The sequence below is a fragment of the Caballeronia sp. LZ065 genome (genome assembly GCF_031450975.1).
Taxonomy (GTDB): domain Bacteria; phylum Pseudomonadota; class Gammaproteobacteria; order Burkholderiales; family Burkholderiaceae; genus Caballeronia.
The window spans coordinates 1,844,824-1,867,306 of sequence record NZ_JARUXV010000001.1; the positions used below are offsets into that span (position 1 = coordinate 1,844,824).

Genomic DNA, 22,483 nt, shown 5'->3' on the forward strand with positions numbered 1-22,483 from the left:
CCTTCGTCAGGTTCGGGCCAGCGTCATCGAGGCGGCCGCCTCAGGCTGGCCTTCAGTCCGACCATCAGCACCACCGCCACCGGAACCGCCAGCGCCAACCAGGCGAGCGGGTGCCATACGCCCGTGCCGAGCAGCGCCGACAACAACCCGAACAACGTCAGGACCGCAAGCAGCAGCGGTATCGTCCAGATCTTGCGGGCGTCATTCATGTCGCACGTCCGGGATGACAGGCGCAGGTTCGCCGCAAGAACGAGTCTCGTGCACGGCGATCAGGTGCTTCAGTCGCTGATCCCGCGTCTTGCGGCGCGCAAACCACAGATACAGGCCGCTCGCGAGCACCGCGATGGTGAGCGCATCGAACAGCGTCCAGAGAATCTTCAAGGGCAGCCCGCCGTAGTCGCCGAAATGCAGCGGCCGCGAGACTTCGAGCGCGCGCAGATACCAGGGCATCGGCGGCATCGGCGTGAGCGCGCCTGACCGGGCATCGACGAGCACCGGCTCGAACAGCTTCGAAGTCAGGTGACGCGTGCCATGTCCCCACAACAGATAGTGATGCGGCGTGCCATACGGATTGCCCGGAAACATGACGCTCGTGAAAACCGTGTCCGACGTCGCGCGACGCGCCGTGTCCAGCGCTTCCTGCACGGGCCGCAGTTCCGCCTGCGTCGGCGGCCGCGCGCCGCGCCAGGGTGCGAGCGCCGCCTCGACATCGGTACGCTGCCACAGGGCGAAGAGCGGCGTGGTGAGTTCGTTCATCACGCCGGTCGCACCGACGACGAGCATCCACGCGAACCCCGCAATGCCCAGCAGGTTATGCCAGTCCAGCCACTTGAGACGCGTGTTGCGGTCGCGCCGTATCGTGCCGAACGCGAGCTTGCGCATGAACGGCGCATACAGCACGACGCCCGATACGAGCGCGATCACGAACAGCACGGCCATCGACCCGAGGAACAGTTCGCCGGGCAACGCCATGAACAGATCGCGATGCAAGGACAGCATCAGGCCCATGAAGCGCGTGGGCTGCTGGCCCTCCGGCTTCGACACTTCCAACACGGCCGCCGTGCGTGCATCGAAGCGGATGAAGTGCGCGACATCCCGGTCGCGCGTCAATGCATCGAATGACGGAGCCATCCAGACGTAGACCTGCGGCTCGTCGTCGTCGATGAACACGTTGGTCACCACCTCCTTCGGGAACAACCGGCTGCCGATGCCGACGAGCCGGTCCAGCGCGGCCCGAGGCGCATCCGCCGGCAGCGCGGCATAGGTATGCGGTTCGAGCCACGCGTCGATCTCGTCGGAGAACACCAGCGGCAGGCCGGTCAGGCAGACCAGCAACAGAAACGCCGTGCAGACGAGACTCGTCCAGGTATGAACGAGATACCACGTGCGTACGCTGGATCGCCGGGTCATGACAGGGAAACGTGATGTGGGGCGCCCAGCCTACCACTGATAGGTGGCTCGCCCGATGACACTGCGTCGCAAACCATAACCGCAGTACGTGTCGCTCTGGCAATTCACATAGATGCGGTCGAACAGGTTCTGCGCATTGACCGACAGGCGCCAGCGCTCGATGTCGTAATGGATCGCGGCGTCGAACAGCGTGGTCGAGGACAGTTTCAGCGTGTTGGCCTGGTCGCCGTATTGCGGCCCGATATAGCGCACGCCGCCGCCGAAGCCCAGGCCCTTGAGCGGACCGCCCTGCAGCGTCTTGTCGAGCCACAGGCTCGCCATGTGATGCGGCACGTTGGCCGCGCGATTGCCCGCATAGCCTTCGTCGCTGTCCGTGATCACGCCGCTCATGTACGTATAGGCGGCGGTGAGATTCAGGCCGGCGCCCAAATCCGCGACGCCCGACAACTCGATGCCCCGCACCCGCACGCCGCCGGTCTGCTCGACGAAGTTGCCGTCGGTATGCGCGAAGTCCGGCTCGACCACGTTCTTCTGCTTGATGTTGTAGAGCGACAGCATCGCGAAGCTCTTCTGGTTCTTCGGCTGATACTTGACGCCCGCTTCGACGCTCTGTCCGGTCGTCGGCTTGAGCGGCGAGCCGTCGAACGTGATGCCGAGACCCGGCTGGAACGACGTCGCGTAGTTCACATAGGGCGCGAAGCCGCTGTCGAACAGATAGACGAGTCCCGCGCGATAGGTGAAGCGGTTGGCGTCGTTGTCGGCAGCGTTGACGCCGGCGATCCGGTCGAACTGCTTCGTGCTGGTCCAGTCCTGCCGCACGCCGAAGGTGACAACCAGTTTGCCGAAGCGGATCTGATCTTGCGCATACACGCCGACCTGATTCAGCGTGTTCTTCTGGCTGAAGTCCGCCGTATCCGGCAACACGATACTGCCCGCGCCGCCATACACCGGCGCATAGAGATTGAGCGGCGGCACCTCGGAGGCATCGCGCTCGGCCCAGCGGTCGACCGAATGCGTATAGTCCACGCCGACCAGTACCGTGTGCTCGACCGGTCCGGTGCCGAAGCGGAACTGCGCGTTGTTGTCGATCGTAAAGATATCGGCGCTGGCTTTCGCGGCATACGCATAGCGGTCGATGGTCGCGAGATCGTCTTCCAGCCCTGCATCGCCGACGGTCTTCTGGTCGAGATGCGCGTGCAGGTAACGCAGGTTCTGGCGAACCGTGAGGATATCGCTGAAGCGATGTTCCAGCTCATAGCCGATCGCGGCCTCGGTGCGCTTGAACTGGCTGAACTCGGGCTCGCCGTCGAAGGTGCCGGTGCCGATGCGGCCATGCGGACTCGGATACAGCGTGCCGATCGCCGGTAAATCCGCGTTCGGATTGCCCGTGTCGCGATAGCTGAAATGCGAGAGCACGGTCAAGGTCGTGTCCGCATTCGGCTTCCAGGTCAGCGCGGGCGCGACGAACACATGCTTGTCCTGCACGAACGCTGTCTGTGTGCTTGCGCTGCTGGCGTCCGCGGTGAAGCGGTATAGGACAGTCCCGTCCTTATTCAACGGGCCGCCGATGTCGATCTGTCCGCCCGCCAGCCCGCGGCTGCCGAACTCGATCGAGGCCTCGTGGAACGGATCGGCAGTCGGACGCTTGGTGACGAGATTCACCGTGCCGCCCGGCACGGTTTGCCCGTACAGCACGGATGCGGGGCCGCGCAGGATATCGATGCGCTCGAGACCGTAGGGATCCCAGGCCGGCGAAAGCACGGTGAAGAAGGTCTGCGTGGAAAGGCCATCGACGAATGGCATGGTGTTCTGGAAGCCGCGCACGGTGTAGTAATTGACCGTGGTGTCGAGCCCGCCGAACTGCTCGCCAATGACGCCCGCCGTGTAACGCAGCGCCTGCCCGATGTTCTGCACGCCTTGCGCCTGCATCTGGTCGGCGGTGATGACCGAGATGGACTGCGGCGCTTCGATGATCGGTGTATCGGTCTTGGTGGCCGTGGCGGACTGTCTGGCCACATAGCCTTCGACATGGCTCGTCGCGGTCTCGCGATCACGCTCGCCCGTCACGATCACGGGTTTCAACTGCGGCTCGGCGGTCGTGACCGCGGCTGAATCCTGCGCGTGCGCCGCGCAGGCGAACATCAGAAGTGCTGCACAGGTTATCTGTTGCTTGCCCGCTCTGCCGTATGCGTAATGCTTGTCCCCGTCTGCAACACCCGTTCCTTGCCGTCCCCGACGCCCTTGCATGCCTGGCCTGTCCTTTTGATTTGACTTCTTTTCGACGCGACAACGGCCGTTGACACGAAGTCCGTTCTCCCCATAGTCGCTTCCCATTCATTCCGGGCTGGACTATAGCAATGTTTGGAAGTTATCGCGAATGATTCTTATTTGTCCGGCATAACCGGCATTCCGCGCAGGACAGATACGGATGCGAGGGCAAAGCAACGAAGCGAATGCGTATATGCTTTCCGGATCAATCACCGGGCGAGCGACATCATGCAAAGCGATCCGAAAGTTATCGAGCTTCTCAACGCGGAACTGAAGAACGAACTGACTGCGGTGCATCAGTATCTGCACCATGCTCGCCTGTACAAACACTGGGGATTGGAAGAACTCGGCGCGCATGAATACGCCGAATCGATGGACGAACTGACGCATGCCGACCGCTTGATCGAGCGCATTCTGATGCTCGACGGCGAGCCGAATCTTCAGGATCTGCATCCGCTCAACATCGGCAGGCAAACGCTCGATGCGTTGAAAAACGATCTCGCGCTCGAACGGGCGGCGCAGTCGCAATGCAAGAGCGGCATCGGCTATTGCGAGTCCGTGCGGGATTTTGTATCGAGACAGCTACTGGTCGACTTGCTGGATGCAACCGAAGAGCATATCGACTGGCTGGAAATACAGATCGGGCTGATCGACAAGCTCGGCATCGCGAACTATCAGCAATCGGCCGCGAGCAAGCCGGCTTGAATCACCCTTTCCTAGTCCCCGATCCGTTTGAAACTCGCGTAGTAATCGTCGGTGTAATAGCAGTCGCGAATCTGCTTGCGCGCTCCGCCGCAGACAATCCGGCGCAAGCCTCGATCCGCCGCGCCCGGCGTGCGGACCGTGTATGCACGGTAGTAACCGCGCGCATGCTGCGGCAGCAATGACGCGCTATTGCGGAACAGGACACCGTCCTCGCCGAAAGGAAAAGGTCCGCCCGACTGGACCAGCCGCAGTGTCTCCGCAGCTTCGCCGGGCAATTGCGCCTTCGGGATGGTGGACGGCGCCCCGTGGTCCTGCGCGCCCGAAGCGGCAGAGGTTCCACTCGCAACCTGTCCAAGCTGGACCGGCGCCTGAGTCGCGGATGCGCCCGCGTTCTGCGTCGCGTCTTGCGACCCGCCCTTGCCGCATCCGGCAAGCGCCGCGCTCAGGGCGACGGCGAAGGAGAAAGCCCATGCTCGCTTCACGAAACGGTTGCCTCCGGGTTGAACCGCGTTCGACGTTCAGGACCGGATCGAGAGTAGCGCTTATGACGGGGTGAAGCAACGCTCAAGGCGGCCATCGCCGATACAAAGTCCGGCCTGACCATTCCATACGATCTTTGCCTGGGGTCTTCATGAACCGGATCGGCCGGTCAGGATCGACGCATACAGGTTGATGGCGGGCATGAATTCTTCGTTGAACCTGTGTGCCGGGATCGCCAGATGAACCAGCTCGCCGATGATCACGGTGACCAGCAAGCCCACGATCCAGCGCCGCGCATGCTCGGACACCGCGATGCGCGCGCCGATCAGCCCGCCCGCGAGGCTGCCGAGCCCCATGATTCCGCCGGCGCGCCAGTCGATGTTGCCATGCTGAATGAAGACGAGCATGGCGGCGGTGGTCGTGAAGAGCGTCGCGAAGTTCTTGACGATGTTGGCTTCGACGAGCGTCAGGCCCGCCGCGAGCACCAGCACGAGGAGCATGTAGGTGCCGGAATCGAGCACGATGAAGCCGGTCCAGATGCCCACGGCGAAGAGCAGCGCCACGGTTCTCGCGTCGAAGCGGAACTCGCTGTCTCCGGCGGCGTTGAGCAGTTTCTTGAGCTTGGTGAAGATCAGGATCAGCGCGACGATCACCGCGCCCACGATGACCTTGCGCAAGTCGTGTCCCGGAAGATGCTCGCTGGCCAGCGCGCCGACGGCTGCGCCGAGCGCAAGCGGCGCCGCGACCTTGAGCGCGCGGCGCCACGGAATGACGCCTTCGCGCATGACGCCGACGGTCGCCGCGAGCGCGCCGACGAGCACCGGAATGCGATTGGTGGCATTCGCCGTGGCGGCGTGAAGACCGATCGACATCAGGATGGGCAAGGACACGGCGGACCCCGATGACGCCACGGTATTCAGGAAACCGCAGAGCAACCCGGCGACGAGCACCATGGCGATGATTTCGACGCTGAGGCTCATGCTGAATCCTTCTCGATTGATTCAAAGCGATAACGTGCGACTGCGCAGCGGAATAACACGCCGCGTAGCGCGCCGGGCAAAAGCGGCGAAGCTTTTGTAAGTAAGATAAATATTGAATTGCAAGGTCAGTTCAGGCGCGCGCAGCGCCTTTTTTGCTTATCCGGACGCCCATTGAAAGCCTGAATTCTCATGCCGCACCCAATCAATCTGACGGCACCGCGCCGGGAACAGACGCCACGATAATCCTCGAGACTAAGCCGAGAATTACGCGCGCAACGACCTGTAACCGCGCTCGGGCGCTTGAGGAATTCAGTTGGACGAGGACGAGCGCTCCTCGACGCATCCCTTCAAGCGACCCCTTGCACGCCACCTTTCTTTCAAATGCGTTCTTTCAAAACAGAGCTGGCAAAACGCAAAAAAGAAACCAAAGAGTAATTAAACCGTATGTAAATACCAGTAAGGAATTCGTCCCGGCTTCGCCATATTGAAATGTTTCAATTCCCGTGCTTCAAGTCCCGGCTTGAGGCGCGCTTGCAAATCCATTCAAAAATAAACCAGCCACTCCAGCCTGTCGGTCCTGGAGCGCTGTGCGGCAATCTGGAGCCCCCAACGAATGTCCTATAAGACCATCCTTCCCTGTGCGATCTCGGTCGCGGCGCTGCTGGCCATGGCGGCCTGCGGCAGTTCGCACGATTCGAGCGGGTCCGCCACGCCCGCCGTCTCGGCGCAGGATACGCTCAAGACCGCCACCCCAATCAAGCATCTGGTCGTGATCTTCGGCGAGAACGTCTCCTTCGATCACTACTTCGCCACCTACCCGAACGCGAAGAACGTGGCCGGCGAGCCCGCCTTCACCGCCGCCGCCGGCACGCAGACGGACATCGCCACGCTGGCCGCCGCCGGACTCACCGGCGCCGCCAATCCGAACGCGCAACCGGGTTCGCCGAACATCGTCGCCGCCATGGTCAACGGCCAGACGACCACGCCGCCGCGCGTCGGCCGCGTCGCGCTGACGACCACCACCGCGCAGCCGTTCCGCCTCGACCGCTCGCAGGCCAACACGAAGAGCCAGAACCACAGCTACGGGCCTGAACAGCTCGCCGACGACAACCTGAAGATGGACGCGTTCCCGCTCTTCACGTCCGCCAGTTCGATCATCACGGGCAGCACGGGCCAGTTCGGTTCGTCGGCGCAGGTGCTGGGCTATTTCGACGGCAATACCGTCACGGCTTACTGGAATCTCGCGCAGAACTACGCGATGAACGACAACGCGTGGACCGACACCTTCGGTCCGTCGACGCCGGGCGCCATCGAAGTGGTCTCGGGCCAGAACCAGGGCGTGACGGTCACACCCAATCCGAAGAATCCGACGGGCACGACCGGCAACGCGATTCCTGACGGCCAAGGCGGCTTCACGATGATCGGCGACCTCGACCCGACCACCGACGTCTGCTCGATCGCCGCGCTCGGCGCCACGTCCGGCCCGACCGGCATGATGGGCGGCAAGAACATCGGCGACCTGCTGAACGGCGCAAACATCACCTGGGGCGGCTTCATGGGCGGCTTCAACCTGCAGACCGTCAACGCGAACGGCACGACGGGCTGTGCGCGTTCCACGTGGTCCGACGTGCTCGGCACCGCGCCCGCCGACTACGTGCAGCATCACGCGTGGTTCCAGTACTACACCTCGACGGCCAATCCGACGCACCAGCGCCCGACCACCACCGCGATGATCGGCTACACCGAGTCGACGCTCGACAACACCGCGACGCCGGTGCATCACCAGTACGACGTCGACGACTTCTTCACGGCCGTGAAGGCGGGCAATTTTCCGTCGGTGAGCTTCCTGAAGGCGCCCGCCATCAGCGACGGCCATCCGGGCAACTCCGACCCGCTCGACGAACAGGCTTTCGTCGTGAAGGTGACGAACTTCCTGCAGCAGCAGCCCGACTGGAAGGACACGCTCGTCGTGGTGGCCTATGACGACTCGGACGGCTGGTACGACCACGTGGTGCCGACCGTCAAGAGCTCCTCGTTCGACAAGTCCCTCGTCACCAAGGTCGGCACGGCCACCTTCACCGGCGCGGACCAGTTGTCGGGCCAGGGCGAGTGCACCGCCGCGGGCGCGACGCAACCGCTCGGCATCAACGGCGGCGAGGTCAACGGCCGCTGCGGTCCCGGCACGCGCACGCCGTTCCTGATGATCTCGCCGTGGGCCAAGGTCAACTACGTGGACCACACGCCGATCACGCAGGCTTCGGTCGTGCGCTTCATCGAGGACAACTGGCTCGGCGGCGCGCGTCTTGGCGCCGGTTCGTTCGACGCGACGGCCGGCGACATCCGCAGCATGCTCGACGTGAACGGCACGGGCAACGCTTCGACCGTCTTCCTTGATCCGAGCCTCGGCACGAAGCTCGCCGCCGCGCCCGCCAGCAACTGAAGCGTGACCGCGCGCCCCGCCCTCCGCCTTGCGCCCTCTTCCATGTGAAGGCGCGGCGCGCAGCCCCTTTCGCCACGGCTCGAGCCGGCGCCTCAACGCGCCGGCTCGATGATTTTTTTAAGCCTTCTTCATCTCCATCGTCATGAGCTCTCCGAACCCTGCCTTGCCGCCCTCGCTCTCCGCCGGCGCCACGCCGCGCCTCTTGCCGCGCGTGCTCGGCTGGTCCGCCGCGATCGCCGCGGCGGCCTGCGCCGCCTTCGCCGCCTATGCGCTCGTTTATCCGGAGCGGATGCCCTTGTCCGTCGGCACGCTGGTCGAGGATCTCACCGGCGCTAATCCGCAGCCCGTCGCGCTGCACGTGCCGCCCAGCCAGCCGCTGAGCGCGGTGGCCTTGCTCGGCAAGCAGATCTTCAATGACGCGTCGCTGTCGGCATCGGGCAAGCAGTCCTGCGCGTCCTGCCACCACCCGGATCACGCGTATGGCCCGCCCAACGATCTCTCGGTGCAGCTGGGCGGCGAGCACATGACGCAGGCCGGTTATCGGCCGCCGCCGTCGCTGGCCTATCTGTACCGCCAGGCGCCGTTCTCGATCGGCCCTGACCAGAACGACATGGACGCCGCGCCCGTCTCGCTCGACCAGTTGGCCACCGCCGCGGCCGGCACGCAGCGCGCGGCGAAGACGGCCGGCGTCGCGCCCGCCGCGCCCGCATTGGTGCCGCAAGGCGGCCTGTTCTGGGACGGCCGCGCGAGCACGCTGCAGGACCAGGCGATCGGACCGATGCTGAACCCGGTCGAAATGGCGAACCACAGCCCCGACGAAGTCGCGCGCAAGCTGATGAACGCACCGTACCTCGACCAGTTCAAGCAGCTGTTCGGCGAGCGCATCGTGAAGCAGCCGGACCTGCTGGTCGACGAAGCCATGTTCGCGGTGGGTCGCTACCAGTTCGAAGATCCGTCGTTCCATCGCTTCACGAGCAAGTACGACTACTGGCTGCAAGGCAAGACGCGGCTCACGCAGGCGGAGCTGCATGGCCTGCGCCTCTTCAACGATCCGGACAAGGCCAACTGCGCCGGCTGCCATCTGAGCAAGCCGACCGCCGACCACCTGCCGCCGCTCTTCACCGACACGCAATACGAGGCGCTGGGCGTGCCGCGCAACCGCGACCTGCCGATCAACCACGACCCGAAGTTCTACGACATGGGCGTGTGCGGGCCCTTCCGCTCCGACGCCGCCACGCTGACGCAATACTGCGGCATGTTCCTCACGCCGACGTTGCGCAATGTCGCGACGCGCCACGCGTTCTTTCACAACGGCGTGTATCACGACCTGAAGCAGGTAATGAACTTCTACAACCTGCGCAGCGCGGACCCGGCGAAGATCTATCCGCTCGACGCGGCGGGCAAGCCACGGCAATACGACGATCTGCCGCCGCAGTACCACGCGAACATCGACGTCACCGATGCGCCCTTCGACCGCAAGCCGGGCGACAAGCCCGCGATGACCGACGATGACATCCACGACATCATCGCGTTCATGAACACGCTGACGGACGGTTATACGCCCTGATTTATGCCCCTGAGGCGCGCAGCAAAGGAAAAAGCCGGAGGCTGGCATCCCAGCACTCCGGCTCAAAGAAACGGCGGCGGCTCTTCTTAACGGCTTGTCGCTCGCACGCGCGCCTCGCTCAAGCTATTACCGCATGGACGTCCGGATGCCGTATTCCTCGCGCGCACCGTAGCGTCCCGGTGCGAAGCCGTTGAACACGTGCCCGCCCACCTTCGCGCCGACATTCTCCAGACGGCGCAGCGTCTCCTCCAGTTGCCTGGCTCCCGTGCGATCCGCGCGCGAGACCAGCAGCACGAGGTCGCAGTTCTGCATCGCGATCGACAGCGCGTCCGCGACCGGCAGCACCGGCGGCGAATCGATCACGATGTAATCGTAGATGTCGCGCAGCATCGTCATCATTTCCTGGAACGCCGGACGGGTCAGCAGCTCCGCCGGGTTCTCCGGGAATTCCGCGCCCGCGTCCATCAGCGAGAGTCCGCCATTGCCGAGCGGCCTGATCGCGTCTTCCACCTTCGCCGTGCCGGCCAGCACTTCGGCCAGACCCGGATGCTCGCGGTCATCGGTCAGATGACGCAGGCGGCCCTGGCGCATGTCGGCGTCGATCAGCAGCACCGAAGCGCGCGTCTCGGCCAGCAGATAAGCAAAGTTCGACGACACGAAGCTCTTGCCCACACCTTGCGTCGGACCCGTGAACAGGAGCACGCGGCTGCCGCTGTCGTGGGCGCCGGGTGCGTCAATCACATAGCCCGGATTCATCACCGCCGTCGTGTGACCCGTGTGACCGACCGCGTGGCTCAGCGCCATCGGGTTCATCGGGTTGAGCGGGTTCATCGGATGCAGGCCGTGGAAGCCCGGATGATTCGCAAGGGGCACGCCGGAGAGCATCGCACGCACGCTGCTGCGCAGCGAACGCAAGGCTTCGACGCTCGGATCGGTCGGGTTCGTCATCGCGAGCAGACGCGCCGGCGCTGCGTTATGCGTGAGCGCACGGACATCCTGGCGCAGCTGCGCGGTCGAACGGGCGATCACGGCGAGACGCGGCACTTGCGAGAAGTGATCGATCTCCTCCGGGCTGCGCAGTTCACGGCGATGCAGTGCGATCGCGTAGATCGACACCGTGCTCAGGAACAGACCGCCGAAGATCGAGCCGAGCAGCACGATCCACGCGCGCGGCCACGACTGCTTCTCGGGCGCGATGGCCCAGTCCACCACGGCCATGCCCGGCGGCGTGCTGGCCGCGGCCACTTCGAGCTGCTGCGCGTTGGTGAGCACGCTGGTGTAGAGCTGCGTCGTCACGGCGACTTCGCGCGACAGTTCGACATATTGCCGCTGGATGCTCGGCAGGGCCGCTGCGGTCTTCGTCGCATCGCCCATCTCGCGCTTCACCTGGTTCAGCTGCGTGAGCGCGCTTTGATACGGCTCGGAATCCGGACGATAGCGATGCTGCGCGGCGTCGAGCGCAAGTTGCAGCGTTGTCTGGCGTTCTTCGAGCGCGCTCATGCGCGTGATCAGCGCGACGTTCTGCTGCTGCATGTCGACCGTGCCGGTCTGCGTGCGGAACGTGTTGAGACGGCTTTCGGCACGTTCGAGATCGGCCTTCAGCGCGGGCAGGCGCTGCTTCAGGAAGTCAAGGCTGGTTTGCGCCTGCGCGGCACGGCGCTCGACGTCGCGTTCCTGATAGTTCTTGACGATCGCATTGACCATTGCCTGCGCCTCGAACGACGAGTCGGCCTGATAGGTCAGGTGGATCAGCGCCGGATCGCGCAGCGCCGAATCGCGCGGCGGAATCGCGGTGCGCAGACGTTGCAGCACGTTGTCGAAGGTGGTCTGCTGCGAATACTTCACGATCTGGAATTCGACGCCAGGACGGGCGCGCAGCGTGTCGATGCGCACTTCGCCGGGCGCGGCGCCTTCGGGCGTCGTCACCTGGAACGGCACGGTCTCGCCGACCTTGCCTTCGGCCAGACGCGTATCGTCCTTGTCGTACAGCGTCCAGCGGCCGCCCTCGCCCGCGATGATGTGAAACTTCATCTGCAGCGCGGCCTTCGGCACGTTGAACACGCCCGGCGTCAGGCGCTCGCCGCCCCACGCGTATTGATCGAGACCGAACGGCGCCGGCACGAGTTCGCGGTCGGTCGCGTGACGCATCGCGAACCAGCGGCCGATCAACGGGAAATGGCTCTCGGTCTGCACGACCGTCTCGGCGCCCGTCTGCGCGATCGCCGCGCTCACGACCGAGCGCGAGGTCAGCACGTCGCTTTCGTCGTTGGCGGAACCCTCGGCGGCGATCGAGCCGGACACGTCCGACAGCGAGCTGATCGCGACACCCGCCTTGCTTTGCACGCGCAGCAGCGCTTCCGCGCGATACTGCGGCGTCGCCAGCAGGATGTACAGGACGCCCGCCGCGCAGCATGTGCCGGTAACCGCGCCGAGCAAGGTCTTGTGACGTACCACGCTGCGCCAGAGATCCACGATTCCGTCACCCCGGTGCGGAACTGGCGTCATGGTGGGGCGCATGTTGTATGAAAGCATGTTATATCCCTAACAAAGAAGTAAAGACCAAGGACGTCAGCTACGACTGGCCATCGTCGGCAAATCCATTACGGCATCCAAATCGATTCAACTGGGCAGGGGTGCGTTTTCCCCGTCCGCACCCCGCCCTCCCCGCACACCACCGCAAACCTGAAACTCACATCTCGTTGCCTGGGTCACGAACCCGCGGTGACGAACACCGGACCCTGCGCTTCGGTCACGGCCAGCACGCCGCGACCGGTGATCGGCCTGCCGTACATATCGGTAACGACCGCGTTCGACGGCAAGCGCGAGACATCGACATTCATCACGTTGCCCGCGCCGTAGCACCACACCACGTACTTCGTCGCGCCGCCCGTCTCGAACTTGAGCACCGCGATTTTCTCGGCGTCATCCATGAAGTAGCGCGCGTTCTTCACGCCCGCCGTGAAACCGAACAGATGCTTCACCGCGTGATACGCCGGCAGCTTCGCGTTGTCCGCGTCGAGCAAGCCGAAGTTGTGTTCCATCTCCTTCGGATCGCGACCGTCGTTGCGCATGTCGTAATACGAAGTCAGGCCGACCTGCGCCATCCAGTTCATGAGGAACAACCGCACCGCATACTTCGCCTGGCGGGCTCGCGCTTCCGGCGAGTGCCCGTTGCCGATGTCCTTCACATAGTCGTACGCATAGGTCGGGTATGACCATTCGGTTGCCCACACTTGCGGACGCTTCTGATACGTCGAGAGGTCTTCGCGCAGCGCGGCATAGTCGTCGAGCACCGTCTCCGGATATTGCTGTCGGTACGGATGCACGCTCACCGCGTCCGGTCCGCTCTTCGACGTCGACGCGCTCATGTCGCCCACCGCGCGGATGAAGTCGCGGTCCACCTGCTGCACGCCGCCGGTCGCGATCGTGACGTCCGGATTCGCCTGATGCGCGGCGCTCACCGCCGTCTCGAGCAGCGCGCGATAGGCGCGCGGCGAAGGCGGCGCGAGCCAGTAATCCTTGTGGTCCTGCTCGTTCCACACTTCGAAGCGCACCGGCGCGTTGCGATACCGGTACACCGACTGATAGACATACGTGCGGAAGGCGGCGAGCTGCGGCGCGCTGGTGGGCGGCTGGTCCGGGCTGAACAGGTAGTGCTTGTAGCCGAGGATGAGGAGCGCGCCCAGGCCGCGGGCCTGAAGGTTTGACACCAGGCCGTCGAACTCGCCGTAGTGCCAGCCGTCCCGCGCCTGCACCTCTTCCCAGAAGAGATCGGTGCGCACGAACGAGAAGCCGACGTCCTTCACGGCGTCGAGCAGACGCGGATCGCTGATCTGGTGGATCGCCACGCCGGTGTTCGCCCGCGACGCGCCGAAGCGCGGCGCCGCGACATAGTGCTCTTCGGCGGAACTGGCCGAGCCGTCGAGCGTGACCGTCGGTGCGGGCGAGGCGGCCAGCAAGGCGCCGCAGCACGCAAGGAGGCCGGCCAGCGTCACGCGCCGGGCCAGGCGAGGACCGAGGCTTCTCACGTCAGATGCCTCCCGTAGCTCGTCACCGGCGCATTCAGGCGCGGGTCGAGATGCTGGTGCTCGTCGATCACCACGCCGGACGCGGGAGTCTGACCCGGCGTCGTGATACGGCTCAACGGGTTCATCGGACTCAGACGGCTGTACGACTCGGGCACGCTGACGTGCAGATAGCGGATCGTCACGCCGAGGAACAGCAGACAGCCAATCGATTCGCAGATGTCCGTGCTGGCGCAGGCGAACAGCAGATACAGCAGCATCACCCAGGAGGTGCGCACGGCGTTGTCGTCGGCGCGCAGCATCAGGCGCACGAGCGCCCAGACGAGGACCACCGTGCCGATCAGGCCGAAGCTCGCGACCGCGTACAGCACAGTGTTGTCCGCGTAGGCGACCTGGAAGCCAAAGGCGCTCTCGTAATAGGTCGATGCCGAACCGAAGCCGCCCGGGCCGAGACCCAGCCAGATGCGATTGTCCTTGAGCAGCCCTTCGATCAGCCGCGGCCACGTATTCCACATGCGGTCCTGGAACGAGGCCAGTGTCACGTAGCTGGAGCCCGCCAGATTGATTGCCGCCGTGGCGAGGAAGGTCACGATCGGGAAGCCGACCGCCACGCCGATCGCCCACAGGCAGGCGCGCTTGATGGTCGGCGTGGCGAAGAAGCAGTGTGCGCAGACCACCAGCGCCATCGCCACCGGCGCGGTCTTGTTGGTGGTGGCGTACACGGCGGCGCCCGCGCAGCCGAGCAGCACCAGCTGCAGCAGTTTGGAACGCGTGCGCGTCAGGAGCCAGGTGGTCAAGAGGCCGACCATCAGACCGGTGGAGGCGCTATCGCGGCCGAAGCCGGTCAGCCGCGAGGCGACGCCGACATACGAGTTCATCGCCACGGAGACGTTATGCCCGCCCACCGATACGCTCTGCCCGACCCATGGCATCGGCGCGAAGCTGTTCAGCAGCAGGCCGATGAAGCAGGCGGCGGCCAGCAGGAAGAAGGCCATCCGCGCCGCGCCGCTGTTGAGGAGCTGCAGCGCTTGCGGCGAGGCCGTGAGGGCGAACAGCATCGGCATCACGGTCCACACCCAGAAGCCGACCGCTTCGGGCGCCACGCCGTGCGCCAGGGACACGAAGGATTGCGCGAGCAGATACAGCGCGATGAGCGCGTGATTGGCTTTCGGCCGCTTGATGACAACGAGGAGCACCCAGGCGAGCATCAGCAGCTTGGGCAGATAGGTCGCGGGCGCCAGGTGGATCATCGAGGTCGCATAGCGGATCACGCCCGAAAGCACGTCGCTCGACACCGCGATGATGAAGGTCGCCACCCAGAGTTTGTCTTCGAGCGTTGCCCTGTTCATTGATACCCCGTCATATGTCCGTGTTCGGATCGTCGTTTGCCGCATGCACCGGTGAAAACGCGTTGTGATTCTGTTCAAGCGTCGCGGTGTGCGTATCGAGCCTGGCCGGGCCCGTTTTGTTGAGATCGAAAATTACCCGGATGCTTAATGGTCATCCGTGCGCGGACGCACGTAGCACCGGGCGGCCCCTGCTCGCCAACGTTTGCTGTGTCGGCTGGCGCTCATAACGCAGGGCGCGGAGAACGTTTGCCGGGGCGATGCCCGCTCGGTCCAGGCATTGATTGGTCGTACCGCTCGGGGTTTGTCCGACGTGCGCGCCGCCGCAGAGCGCGTGCGCCGTCGTACATTCGCGCTGCAACCCTGCCATTAGGATTGCCGCACAAAGTCCGAAAAATGGTCTCACTGGTTAGTCATGGAGGAGACGGCAAACGGACTGCGCAACGGGTCGACAAGGACCCGGGCACGACACATCAAAACAAGCAAAAACAAGAAACCGCCATGAGCGAGACCAGCAGGTGTCATTCTCACGCGCAGCCGTTACGCGCGCCGCTGCATGGACAGACCACCATGCAGCGCGCCGCAGATGCGTCGGCACGCGCCGTCACGTCATGTCGCAGCAACCGGCCGCAGCGGTTTGCGCCGGGCGGGCGGACTCACGCGTCGACAGGCGCGCCGGCGACGCCCATGCATCCACGTCCGCCATGCATCGCAGTCAACCAGTCGTCATCGTCGGGGAAGCCATGAAAAAACAAGACCACGCGGCGCTGCTGCGGGCATGCCGGGGAGAACTCGCGGTCTTCGAATCGGTCGTGCCCAAGCCCTTGCTTGCCGAAATCAAGGGAAAGCTCGACGCCGCTCATGCAGCGACGCCGGATCACAAGCAGTTCTTCAACAGCGCCAAGGACATCCTGCACACGCTGCGCGAGATTCCGAAGTTCAAGGAACTGGAGAGCGAATCGGTGCGGCTTGCGTCCGAATGGATCGACAACACGTTGCAGGCGAAGGCCGCGATGGGTCCATGGTTCGGCCTGCGCGTGGGCAGCGTCGCGGAGCACGCGAACAGCCATTGCCGTCACTATGATTCGCACGTGCTGACGCTCGTGATCCTGCTGCAGTCGGCCGACGACAACGAGCGCGCCGGCGATCTCATCGCCTATACAAAGCCGCGCGGCCTGCCGGGCCGCGTGAGCAATCTCTTCACCAAGAGCCTGCAATGGACCGAGCGCCACCTGCCGCTGCCGATGCGCACCGCACGCACGCAACGGCATCTGAAGCAAGGCACCTGCACGCGTGTCAAGGGCAAGCCCGGCAGCGTGTTCATCTTCAACGGCTTTCTCATGCAGCACTGCAATCTCGACGTTCTGAACGGCGAGCGCCGCAGTCTGATCGTCCATTACCTGGATCCGGGCCTCTCGATGGGACTCTCGGCGCTCAACCGTTTCCGCCGCGACTTCGCGCCGCCGACGGACCCCGCGCGCCCGGTCGAGCCGATCGCCGGCATGGACGCCACCTGATCGCGCGAAATCAGGAGAAGCGCGTCTCGAGGGTCTGCGGAATCATGCTGCGGCGTGTGAGCGCACATGTCGGCGCATCGTCGTGCGGGCCGCGCACGTAGCGCTCGAGCTGCTCGATGGCGAACTGCTGCTCGTCGATCAGCTGGCGCACCATGTCGCCGATCGACACCATGCCCACGAGCCTGTCCGCCTCCATCACCGGCAGATGCCGGATGCGGTGCCGGGTCATGAGCGCCATGCAGTCTTCCGTGCTTGTACCGAGGCGCACGGACAGCACGGGCGCGGTCATGATCTGGCAGACCGTGGTCGTGCGCGACGCCCGGTCCATCAGGATCACCTTGCGCGCATAGTCGCGTTCGGTGACGACGCCGCACACCGCATCGCCGACCAGGACCACCAGCGCGCCGACCTGCGCCTTCGACATCAACAAGACTGCTTCATGGACGCTTGCTTCCGCGTCGATGGTGTGGACCGTCGCGTCACGTTTGCTTTGAAGGACCTGCTTGACCGTTGCCATTGACGTTCTCCGTGGTGCTGCGGTGGTGATTGCGAGATGAACTGCGGGCGGGATGAACTGCGGGCGTTCTCAATCGAAGTCGAATAGTTCGCCGAGGAAGGACTTCTTGCGCCGCGGATGCTCGCGCCCATTGCGTGGATCGACGTAGCGATGGTCGTCGTGACGGGTTTCGTCACCGCGCAGCGGGCGACGCTCGCGCCCGTGTTCCTGCTCGCGGCGCCACTCGTCACGCTCGGTCTTTACCTCGGCAAGCGACGCCTGCTCGGCGCGCCGGATCAGCTGGTCGAGTTCGCCGCGGTCGAGCCACACGCCGCGGCACTGCGGGCAATAATCGATTTCGATGCCCTCGCGGACGGACATCAGCAGGTCGTTTGCGGGGCACACGGGACATTTCATTTCGCTTCCTTACTTTTCGCTTTCAATGAAAGCAATTTAGCGAAACGATTGCTGTCGAAAAATACGTGTTTTTGGATCTTTTGCTTCGGATTAGCCGAACTAAGCGGCCATTTACGCGCCGGTAACGGGGTTTTTCGGGCTCGAATACGCGCTGTCCGAATGGACGACTTGCAGCCGCTGCCGAAAATCCGCAAGCTCTCGTCCAGAGGCGACGCCGCCACGCGTCGCACACGCACCGCTAAAAGGTTTTCCCATGCCCGATACATCCGCGAAGAACGACGAGCGCGAAGGCTTCGAGACGCCTGATCTTTTGTATCTGCTACAGGGCGTCGACGATTTCGGCCGTCACGTGTTTCCCGACAGCGAAGCGCTCTTCAAGAGCCTCGCGCGCCGCCAGACGCCGCACACGCTGTTCATTACCTGCGCGGACTCGCGCGTGTCGCCGGAGATGATCACGCAGACGCGTCCCGGCGAGCTGTTCGTGTGCCGCAACATCGGCAATATCGTGCCGGCTTATGGCGAGATGCTGGGGGGCGTGTCGGCCGTGGTGGAGTACGCGGTGCTCGCGCTGAACGTGCGGCAGATCGTGATCTGCGGTCACTCGGACTGCGGCGCGATGAAGGGTCTCGCTTCGGGCGCGACCATCGCCGAGGAAATGCCGACCGTGCATGCCTGGCTGCGCAACGCGGAGGCCGCCCGCAGTGTGGTGATGGCGCGCAAGCTCGAGGAAGAGCGGATCGTCCAGGCCATGGTGGAAGAGAACGTCCGCCTGCAACTGACCCATTTGCGCACGCATCCGGCGGTGGCCGGGCAGCTCGCGCTGGGCAAGATCCAGGTACAGGGATGGGTGTACGACATCGGCCGCGGCAAGGTGTCGGTGTACGACGAAGCCGACAGCAAGTTCGAAACGCTCGAACAGGCGCGTTTGCGCATGCTGCGCAAGGCCGCGCGCTAGGACAGCGGCGCGCGGCGTCCTGCCGCTTCGGCCTGCCCTTGCAGCAGGCCGAAGCGCGTTACTCCTGCAAGCCCTTCCTGGCCGCGAGATCCTGCGCCATCTTCAGGTGCGACTGAATCGTCGGCAGGGCCTTCTGGGCGGCCTGCTTGAGTTTGGCGTTCTGGCCTTCGGCGGCTTCCTTCTGGAACACCTGCACCGCTTCCTGATGCCCCTGGATGCCGAGCTTCTGGATATAGGCGGTATCGAACGCCTTGCCGTGCAGCGCCTTCAGCGAATCGAGCGCGGACGGGTCGGAATTGTTCATTGGCACCGTCACGCCATGCGGCGCGGCCATCTTGAGCTGCATGGCCAGCTTCATGTGATCCACCATCATGTGATGGGCGAAGCTCTTGACGTCCTTGTCCTGCGACTGTTTCGTCGCAAGCTTGGCGGCATCGATTTCCGTGGATCCGGCGGAAGACGCCGCCTGCACGAAAGCCTTGTCCACCGGCGGCAAGTCGTTGGCGACCGTCGTGCTGGCCACTTCGGTCTGGGCGAGTGCGCCGAGCGGAACTGCCGCAATCACCGCGGAAGCCAGCGCTGCGCGCAGGGTTGCATTGCGTTTCATCGACTCTCCTTGAGCGCGTAAACGGACCATTCCCCCGCTGGTCAGCAATGGCAATGCCACGCCATGTCGCTGGGGCACGGTCACGCGGCGGACTGACGATGAACGGTCTGCGCCAGCTTGCTAAACTGAATGGACAAGCCACCCTCCCCGAACGGACCACCCATGCCTGTCTACGATTACGACTGCGCATCCTGCGGCGCATTCGAAGCCGTCCGCCGTATCGCCGAGCGCGACGGTCCCGCCGCCTGTCCCGAATGCGGCGTCGCGGCCGTGCGCGTGACCATCGGTGCGCCGAGCGTCGGGGGGGCGGGCGCGCAGGCTTCCGGCGCGGAGGACACCGGAAGTTACGGCATGCGCCATCGCGGCGGATGTGCGTGCTGCTAGAAGGCGTGGCCCCGGGCGCGCCTTCGGGCACGTCCATTGCAAGGACAGGTTGAGAGGCTCGGCCGCGAGGCCGGGCGTATGATGCGCTCAGACGGTGGGCCACGCCTGCCGTCGGGAGCATCGTCGTTGCGCAGCGTGGTTGCGTCGCCTGCGATGAGCGCGTTCTGCGTATTCCCAACGAATGTCAGGAGGTGATGAGGATGACGATTGAGTTCAGCGGACGACGTCATGTCGTGGCGGCAGCACGTGTCGCATTCGAGGCCAAGGTGGACAATCGCGAAGTCTGGTGCAGCGTCTCCCTCGATGCGCTCAACGATCACTTCGGCAACACCGGTACGTCTTCGCATGACCTTCTTTCCGCCTTCGAAGGCGGACGCTTGCAGATCGAGGACGCAGCCCGGCGTGCGCTCGAGCGTAATCACGGTCAATCGGTCGAACTGGAAACCAACGACTTCAAGACGTCGAAAAGCATGTGACGCCCCGTTTCAAAACGTGTCCCATTGGCGCATTCCGACCTTGCCGGAATGCGCCGGCCGTCCGCGCCAGCGGGTTCCGGCTCAGGCTCAATGGGCGTAAAAGCACTTCAGCACGTCGTACATCCACCAGACCGGACAAGGCGTCCGGCAAAAGCCGTCATAGCCTGCGCCGAAGAGGCTGTCGCGCGGATCGCGCAGCGCATCCGCCGCCAACGCGATCATCAACGTAAGCTCGGCGGCGCTGCCCGTCTCGGCCAGCGCGGCCCGCATCATCCGTGCGACGGCGTGATCATGCCGCTCGCCAACCTGGGTATCGACAAACGGCACCTGCGGACGCCACTTCCGGGCCAGCACGAGGGCATTCTCCATCTGGCCGGCCTGCACGGCCTCGAAACCCCGCATGGCCAACAGCAACGCAAACGATTCGCCGACATTCGATTCCGAATGCGCGATCAGCACACGCCGCGGGCCAGCGAGCGCCGAGGTTCGCTGATTCCAGATTTCTCACCGCTCGGTGCAGATGTCGTACGACCGTTCTTCCATGATGGCGTGCGCGCGATGAAGAGCATCGCGCGTAACCACGTTCAGCAAGGTTGAGGCCCGCTTTGGTCACGCAAATACAATCCGGCGCGGCCATCCCGGCCAGCCCGCCGATTCAGCGCGCCGCCAGCAAGCCGACGATCAGACCACCCGCTGCCGCCAGCGCAATCGACTTCCACGGGTTGTCGTGGACGTAGTCGTCGGTGCCCTCGCTCACCTGCCGGTAATGCTTCGCCACCCGCTGCTGTGCGTCCGCGAGCGCGTCGCGCGCACGGCGGGCCACCGGTGGCGTCGGATGAAACCGGCTGCCCTGCCGCTCCGCCACGGCGGCGGCCGGCTGTGCGAGCACCGCCGGACTGTCGCCGCCTTCGAGCACGCTGCCGTGCACGTGGTGCAGCGCGTGGTGACTGGGCTTGTGAGCTTCGCCCGGTGCGAGTGGCGTCACGGTGGCTTCCTTTCCCTGCGCCGCGCCGGGCGCGAGCGCGGCTTCCATCGCGCTGGTGACCGAGCGGCGTATCAGCGGCGGTTCGCCGGGCTGCATCGGGGATGCGCTGCCGTTTGCATTGTCCATGGTGTTCTCCTGAGAGGACGGCGTGCACTACGCCGCAAGAAGCGTACTTCCTGACCCATACGTCAAGGTTCGCACCGATTCCCGATGACGGCAATCGGCTGATGTGCCGCTCGGCAGCACGTTGACCACGCCCGAGAAGCGCTCCGTGTTTGTCAATTTTCCTCACATATCGGTGAGAATTGCTCGTTTGCCGCCCGGCACGCGCGCGCCTACGATGCGGGCGTGGAACAAAGCCCGGCACGCCTCCAATGCAGGTTTTGTTTCACGTCGCGCCGAAACGTCAGCACGGCCGCCGCAATTACGATGGCTTCACGATCCACTCCTACCACACCGCCCAGCCATGAATCCCGCCAATCTCGCTCAACTGTTCGTGCTTGCCGCGCTGTGGGGCGGCTCGTTCCTGTTCATCCGCGTCGGCGTCACCGATTTCGGCGTGGCGCCGCTGATGGCGCTGCGCGTCGGCATCGGCGCTGCGTTCCTGCTGTTGATGCTCGTGTTGCGCGGGACGCTGCGTCCGGCGCTCACGACCATGCGCCAGCGCGCATGGCCGCTGCTCGTGGTCGGCATTCTGAATTCGGCGCTGCCGTTCTGCCTGTTCGCGTTTGCCGAGCTGACCCTGTCCGCCGGCGTGACCTCGGTCATCAACGCGACCACGCCGCTGTGGGGCGCGCTGGTCGCGTTCCTGTGGCTCGGCGACCGGCTCACGCGCATGCGCATCGCGGGCCTGGCGCTCGGCTTCGCAGGCGTGCTCGCGCTGGTGTGGGACCAGATGTTCGTGCACGACGCCAGTGTCGCCGCCGTTTCACCGCTCGCGACCGCCCTCGCCGCACTGGCCGCGCTCGCCGCGACGCTCTGCTACGGCATCGCCGCGAGTTACACCAAGCGGCATCTGATGGGGGTCGACTCGCTGACGGTCGCCGCCGGAACGATGAGCGCCGCTACTCTCGTCCTGCTGCCGTTCGCGCTGATCTCGTGGCCTGCCGGCGCGGTATCGATGCAATCCTGGGGCGCGGTACTCGCACTGGGCATTGCCTGCACCGGCGTCGCGTACATGATGTTCTTTCACCTGATCGCCGTCGCCGGACCGGCGCGCGCCATCACCGTGACCTTCGTCATTCCGATTTTCGGCATCCTGTGGGGCGCGTGGTTTCTCGCCGAACACGTGTCGCCTGGCATGGCGGCGGCCTGCGCGGTCGTGCTCGTCGGGACGGCGCTCGCAACCGGCGTCGTCACGCGAGTGCCGTTCATCGGCGGCCGTCGCGTCCAAACTTCGAAACAGAGCAAGGCCTGAGCGCGGTT

General features: G+C 64.6%; 21 protein-coding genes. 8 read left to right on the forward strand and 13 right to left on the reverse strand.

The window, feature by feature from the left end:
* Positions 1-23: 23 nt before the first annotated feature.
* From QCE63_RS08485 to QCE63_RS08495, 3 genes are read right to left on the reverse strand one after another with little or no spacing between them, the layout of a single operon-like run.
* Positions 24-209 carry a hypothetical protein gene (locus QCE63_RS08485; RefSeq protein ID WP_309832301.1) on the reverse strand — a complete coding sequence of 62 codons (186 nt, stop codon included), beginning with the start codon at positions 207-209 and terminating at the stop codon, positions 24-26.
* Positions 202-1,410, reverse strand: a complete 1,209-nt coding sequence (locus QCE63_RS08490; protein WP_309832302.1) for a PepSY-associated TM helix domain-containing protein — start codon at positions 1,408-1,410, stop codon at positions 202-204. The genes QCE63_RS08485 and QCE63_RS08490 overlap by 8 nt, the downstream gene beginning before the upstream one ends.
* Before the next feature lie 30 nt (positions 1,411-1,440).
* A complete protein-coding gene (locus tag QCE63_RS08495; RefSeq protein ID WP_309832303.1) occupies positions 1,441-3,552 on the reverse strand; it encodes a TonB-dependent siderophore receptor in 2,112 nt (703 codons plus the stop codon).
* Positions 3,553-3,906: 354 nt separating this feature from the next.
* On the opposite strand from QCE63_RS08495, the gene bfr reads away from it, so the two are divergent.
* On the forward strand, positions 3,907-4,383 hold the full coding sequence (gene bfr, locus QCE63_RS08500) for a bacterioferritin (protein WP_309832304.1): 477 nt from the start codon (positions 3,907-3,909) through the stop codon (positions 4,381-4,383).
* A gap of 11 nt (positions 4,384-4,394) precedes the next feature.
* Here bfr and QCE63_RS08505 read toward each other — a convergent pair whose 3' ends face one another.
* Together QCE63_RS08505 and QCE63_RS08510 are read right to left on the reverse strand one after the other, a co-directional pair.
* Complete coding sequence (locus QCE63_RS08505; protein WP_309832305.1) at positions 4,395-4,865, reverse strand: ribonuclease; 471 nt, start codon at positions 4,863-4,865, stop codon at positions 4,395-4,397.
* 147 nt (positions 4,866-5,012) lie between these two features.
* A complete protein-coding gene (locus tag QCE63_RS08510; protein WP_309832306.1) occupies positions 5,013-5,843 on the reverse strand; it encodes a sulfite exporter TauE/SafE family protein in 831 nt (276 codons plus the stop codon).
* A gap of 613 nt (positions 5,844-6,456) precedes the next feature.
* Here QCE63_RS08510 and QCE63_RS08515 point away from each other — a divergent pair.
* Positions 6,457-8,283, forward strand: coding sequence for an alkaline phosphatase family protein (locus tag QCE63_RS08515; protein WP_309832307.1), 1,827 nt, complete (start codon positions 6,457-6,459; stop codon positions 8,281-8,283).
* Between the two features lie 142 nt (positions 8,284-8,425).
* On the forward strand, positions 8,426-9,850 hold the full coding sequence (locus QCE63_RS08520) for a cytochrome c peroxidase (protein ID WP_309832308.1): 1,425 nt from the start codon (positions 8,426-8,428) through the stop codon (positions 9,848-9,850).
* Positions 9,851-9,976: 126 nt separating this feature from the next.
* On the opposite strand, the gene QCE63_RS08525 is transcribed toward QCE63_RS08520, so the two are convergent.
* From QCE63_RS08525 to QCE63_RS08535, 3 genes are all read right to left on the reverse strand, one after another.
* The gene (locus tag QCE63_RS08525) at positions 9,977-12,355 is read right to left on the reverse strand and encodes a polysaccharide biosynthesis tyrosine autokinase (RefSeq protein ID WP_309832309.1); all 2,379 of its coding nucleotides are present in this window, start codon (positions 12,353-12,355) and stop codon (positions 9,977-9,979) included.
* Positions 12,356-12,558: 203 nt separating this feature from the next.
* Complete coding sequence (locus QCE63_RS08530) at positions 12,559-13,878, reverse strand: glycosyl hydrolase family 5 (protein ID WP_404990093.1); 1,320 nt, start codon at positions 13,876-13,878, stop codon at positions 12,559-12,561.
* Positions 13,875-15,224: a hypothetical protein gene (locus QCE63_RS08535; RefSeq protein WP_309832310.1), complete on the reverse strand. Its 1,350-nt coding sequence runs from the start codon at positions 15,222-15,224 to the stop codon at positions 13,875-13,877. The genes QCE63_RS08530 and QCE63_RS08535 overlap by 4 nt, the downstream gene beginning before the upstream one ends.
* A 740-nt stretch (positions 15,225-15,964) precedes the next feature.
* Between QCE63_RS08535 and QCE63_RS08540 the strand changes: the two genes are divergently transcribed.
* The gene (locus QCE63_RS08540; protein WP_309832311.1) at positions 15,965-16,738 is read left to right on the forward strand and encodes a hypothetical protein; all 774 of its coding nucleotides are present in this window, start codon (positions 15,965-15,967) and stop codon (positions 16,736-16,738) included.
* 10 nt (positions 16,739-16,748) lie between these two features.
* Here QCE63_RS08540 and QCE63_RS08545 read toward each other — a convergent pair whose 3' ends face one another.
* On the reverse strand, positions 16,749-17,255 hold the full coding sequence (locus QCE63_RS08545) for a CBS domain-containing protein (RefSeq protein WP_309832312.1): 507 nt from the start codon (positions 17,253-17,255) through the stop codon (positions 16,749-16,751).
* A gap of 69 nt (positions 17,256-17,324) precedes the next feature.
* The gene (locus QCE63_RS08550; RefSeq protein WP_309832313.1) at positions 17,325-17,651 is read right to left on the reverse strand and encodes a zf-TFIIB domain-containing protein; all 327 of its coding nucleotides are present in this window, start codon (positions 17,649-17,651) and stop codon (positions 17,325-17,327) included.
* Between the two features lie 253 nt (positions 17,652-17,904).
* On the opposite strand from QCE63_RS08550, the gene QCE63_RS08555 reads away from it, so the two are divergent.
* Positions 17,905-18,606 carry a carbonic anhydrase gene (locus QCE63_RS08555; RefSeq protein ID WP_309832314.1) on the forward strand — a complete coding sequence of 234 codons (702 nt, stop codon included), beginning with the start codon at positions 17,905-17,907 and terminating at the stop codon, positions 18,604-18,606.
* Between the two features lie 58 nt (positions 18,607-18,664).
* Here the strand turns inward: QCE63_RS08555 and QCE63_RS08560 are convergent, their stop codons facing one another.
* A complete protein-coding gene (locus QCE63_RS08560; RefSeq protein WP_309832315.1) occupies positions 18,665-19,213 on the reverse strand; it encodes a DUF4142 domain-containing protein in 549 nt (182 codons plus the stop codon).
* 162 nt (positions 19,214-19,375) lie between these two features.
* Here QCE63_RS08560 and QCE63_RS08565 point away from each other — a divergent pair, with 162 nt between their 5' ends.
* Together QCE63_RS08565 and QCE63_RS08570 are read left to right on the forward strand one after the other, a co-directional pair.
* On the forward strand, positions 19,376-19,597 hold the full coding sequence (locus QCE63_RS08565; protein WP_309832316.1) for a zinc ribbon domain-containing protein: 222 nt from the start codon (positions 19,376-19,378) through the stop codon (positions 19,595-19,597).
* Positions 19,598-19,797: 200 nt separating this feature from the next.
* The gene (locus QCE63_RS08570) at positions 19,798-20,073 is read left to right on the forward strand and encodes a DUF1488 domain-containing protein (RefSeq protein WP_309832317.1); all 276 of its coding nucleotides are present in this window, start codon (positions 19,798-19,800) and stop codon (positions 20,071-20,073) included.
* Between the two features lie 87 nt (positions 20,074-20,160).
* On the opposite strand, the gene QCE63_RS08575 is transcribed toward QCE63_RS08570, so the two are convergent.
* Positions 20,161-20,532 carry a response regulator gene (locus QCE63_RS08575; RefSeq protein WP_309832318.1) on the reverse strand — a complete coding sequence of 124 codons (372 nt, stop codon included), beginning with the start codon at positions 20,530-20,532 and terminating at the stop codon, positions 20,161-20,163.
* Positions 20,533-20,728: 196 nt separating this feature from the next.
* A complete protein-coding gene (locus tag QCE63_RS08580) occupies positions 20,729-21,184 on the reverse strand; it encodes a glycine zipper domain-containing protein (RefSeq protein ID WP_309832319.1) in 456 nt (151 codons plus the stop codon).
* A gap of 340 nt (positions 21,185-21,524) precedes the next feature.
* Between QCE63_RS08580 and QCE63_RS08585 the strand changes: the two genes are divergently transcribed.
* Positions 21,525-22,475, forward strand: coding sequence for a DMT family transporter (locus QCE63_RS08585; RefSeq protein WP_309832320.1), 951 nt, complete (start codon positions 21,525-21,527; stop codon positions 22,473-22,475).
* Positions 22,476-22,483 lie beyond the last annotated feature (8 nt).

Coding starts and splice junctions, on each gene's coding strand:
- QCE63_RS08490 (WP_309832302.1), bottom strand. CDS start 1,410: ATGACCCGGCGATCCAGCGTACGCACGTGGTATCTCGTTCATACCTGG.
- QCE63_RS08585 (WP_309832320.1), top strand. CDS start 21,525: ATGAATCCCGCCAATCTCGCTCAACTGTTCGTGCTTGCCGCGCTGTGG.
- QCE63_RS08555 (WP_309832314.1), top strand. CDS start 17,905: ATGCCCGATACATCCGCGAAGAACGACGAGCGCGAAGGCTTCGAGACG.
- QCE63_RS08565 (WP_309832316.1), top strand. CDS start 19,376: ATGCCTGTCTACGATTACGACTGCGCATCCTGCGGCGCATTCGAAGCC.
- QCE63_RS08510 (WP_309832306.1), bottom strand. CDS start 5,843: ATGAGCCTCAGCGTCGAAATCATCGCCATGGTGCTCGTCGCCGGGTTG.
- QCE63_RS08525 (WP_309832309.1), bottom strand. CDS start 12,355: ATGACGCCAGTTCCGCACCGGGGTGACGGAATCGTGGATCTCTGGCGC.
- QCE63_RS08520 (WP_309832308.1), top strand. CDS start 8,426: ATGAGCTCTCCGAACCCTGCCTTGCCGCCCTCGCTCTCCGCCGGCGCC.
- bfr (WP_309832304.1), top strand. CDS start 3,907: ATGCAAAGCGATCCGAAAGTTATCGAGCTTCTCAACGCGGAACTGAAG.
- QCE63_RS08545 (WP_309832312.1), bottom strand. CDS start 17,255: ATGGCAACGGTCAAGCAGGTCCTTCAAAGCAAACGTGACGCGACGGTC.
- QCE63_RS08515 (WP_309832307.1), top strand. CDS start 6,457: ATGTCCTATAAGACCATCCTTCCCTGTGCGATCTCGGTCGCGGCGCTG.
- QCE63_RS08495 (WP_309832303.1), bottom strand. CDS start 3,552: ATGTTCGCCTGCGCGGCGCACGCGCAGGATTCAGCCGCGGTCACGACC.
- QCE63_RS08550 (WP_309832313.1), bottom strand. CDS start 17,651: ATGAAATGTCCCGTGTGCCCCGCAAACGACCTGCTGATGTCCGTCCGC.
- QCE63_RS08580 (WP_309832319.1), bottom strand. CDS start 21,184: ATGGACAATGCAAACGGCAGCGCATCCCCGATGCAGCCCGGCGAACCG.
- QCE63_RS08485 (WP_309832301.1), bottom strand. CDS start 209: ATGAATGACGCCCGCAAGATCTGGACGATACCGCTGCTGCTTGCGGTC.
- QCE63_RS08535 (WP_309832310.1), bottom strand. CDS start 15,224: ATGAACAGGGCAACGCTCGAAGACAAACTCTGGGTGGCGACCTTCATC.
- QCE63_RS08540 (WP_309832311.1), top strand. CDS start 15,965: ATGAAAAAACAAGACCACGCGGCGCTGCTGCGGGCATGCCGGGGAGAA.
- QCE63_RS08570 (WP_309832317.1), top strand. CDS start 19,798: ATGACGATTGAGTTCAGCGGACGACGTCATGTCGTGGCGGCAGCACGT.
- QCE63_RS08560 (WP_309832315.1), bottom strand. CDS start 19,213: ATGAAACGCAATGCAACCCTGCGCGCAGCGCTGGCTTCCGCGGTGATT.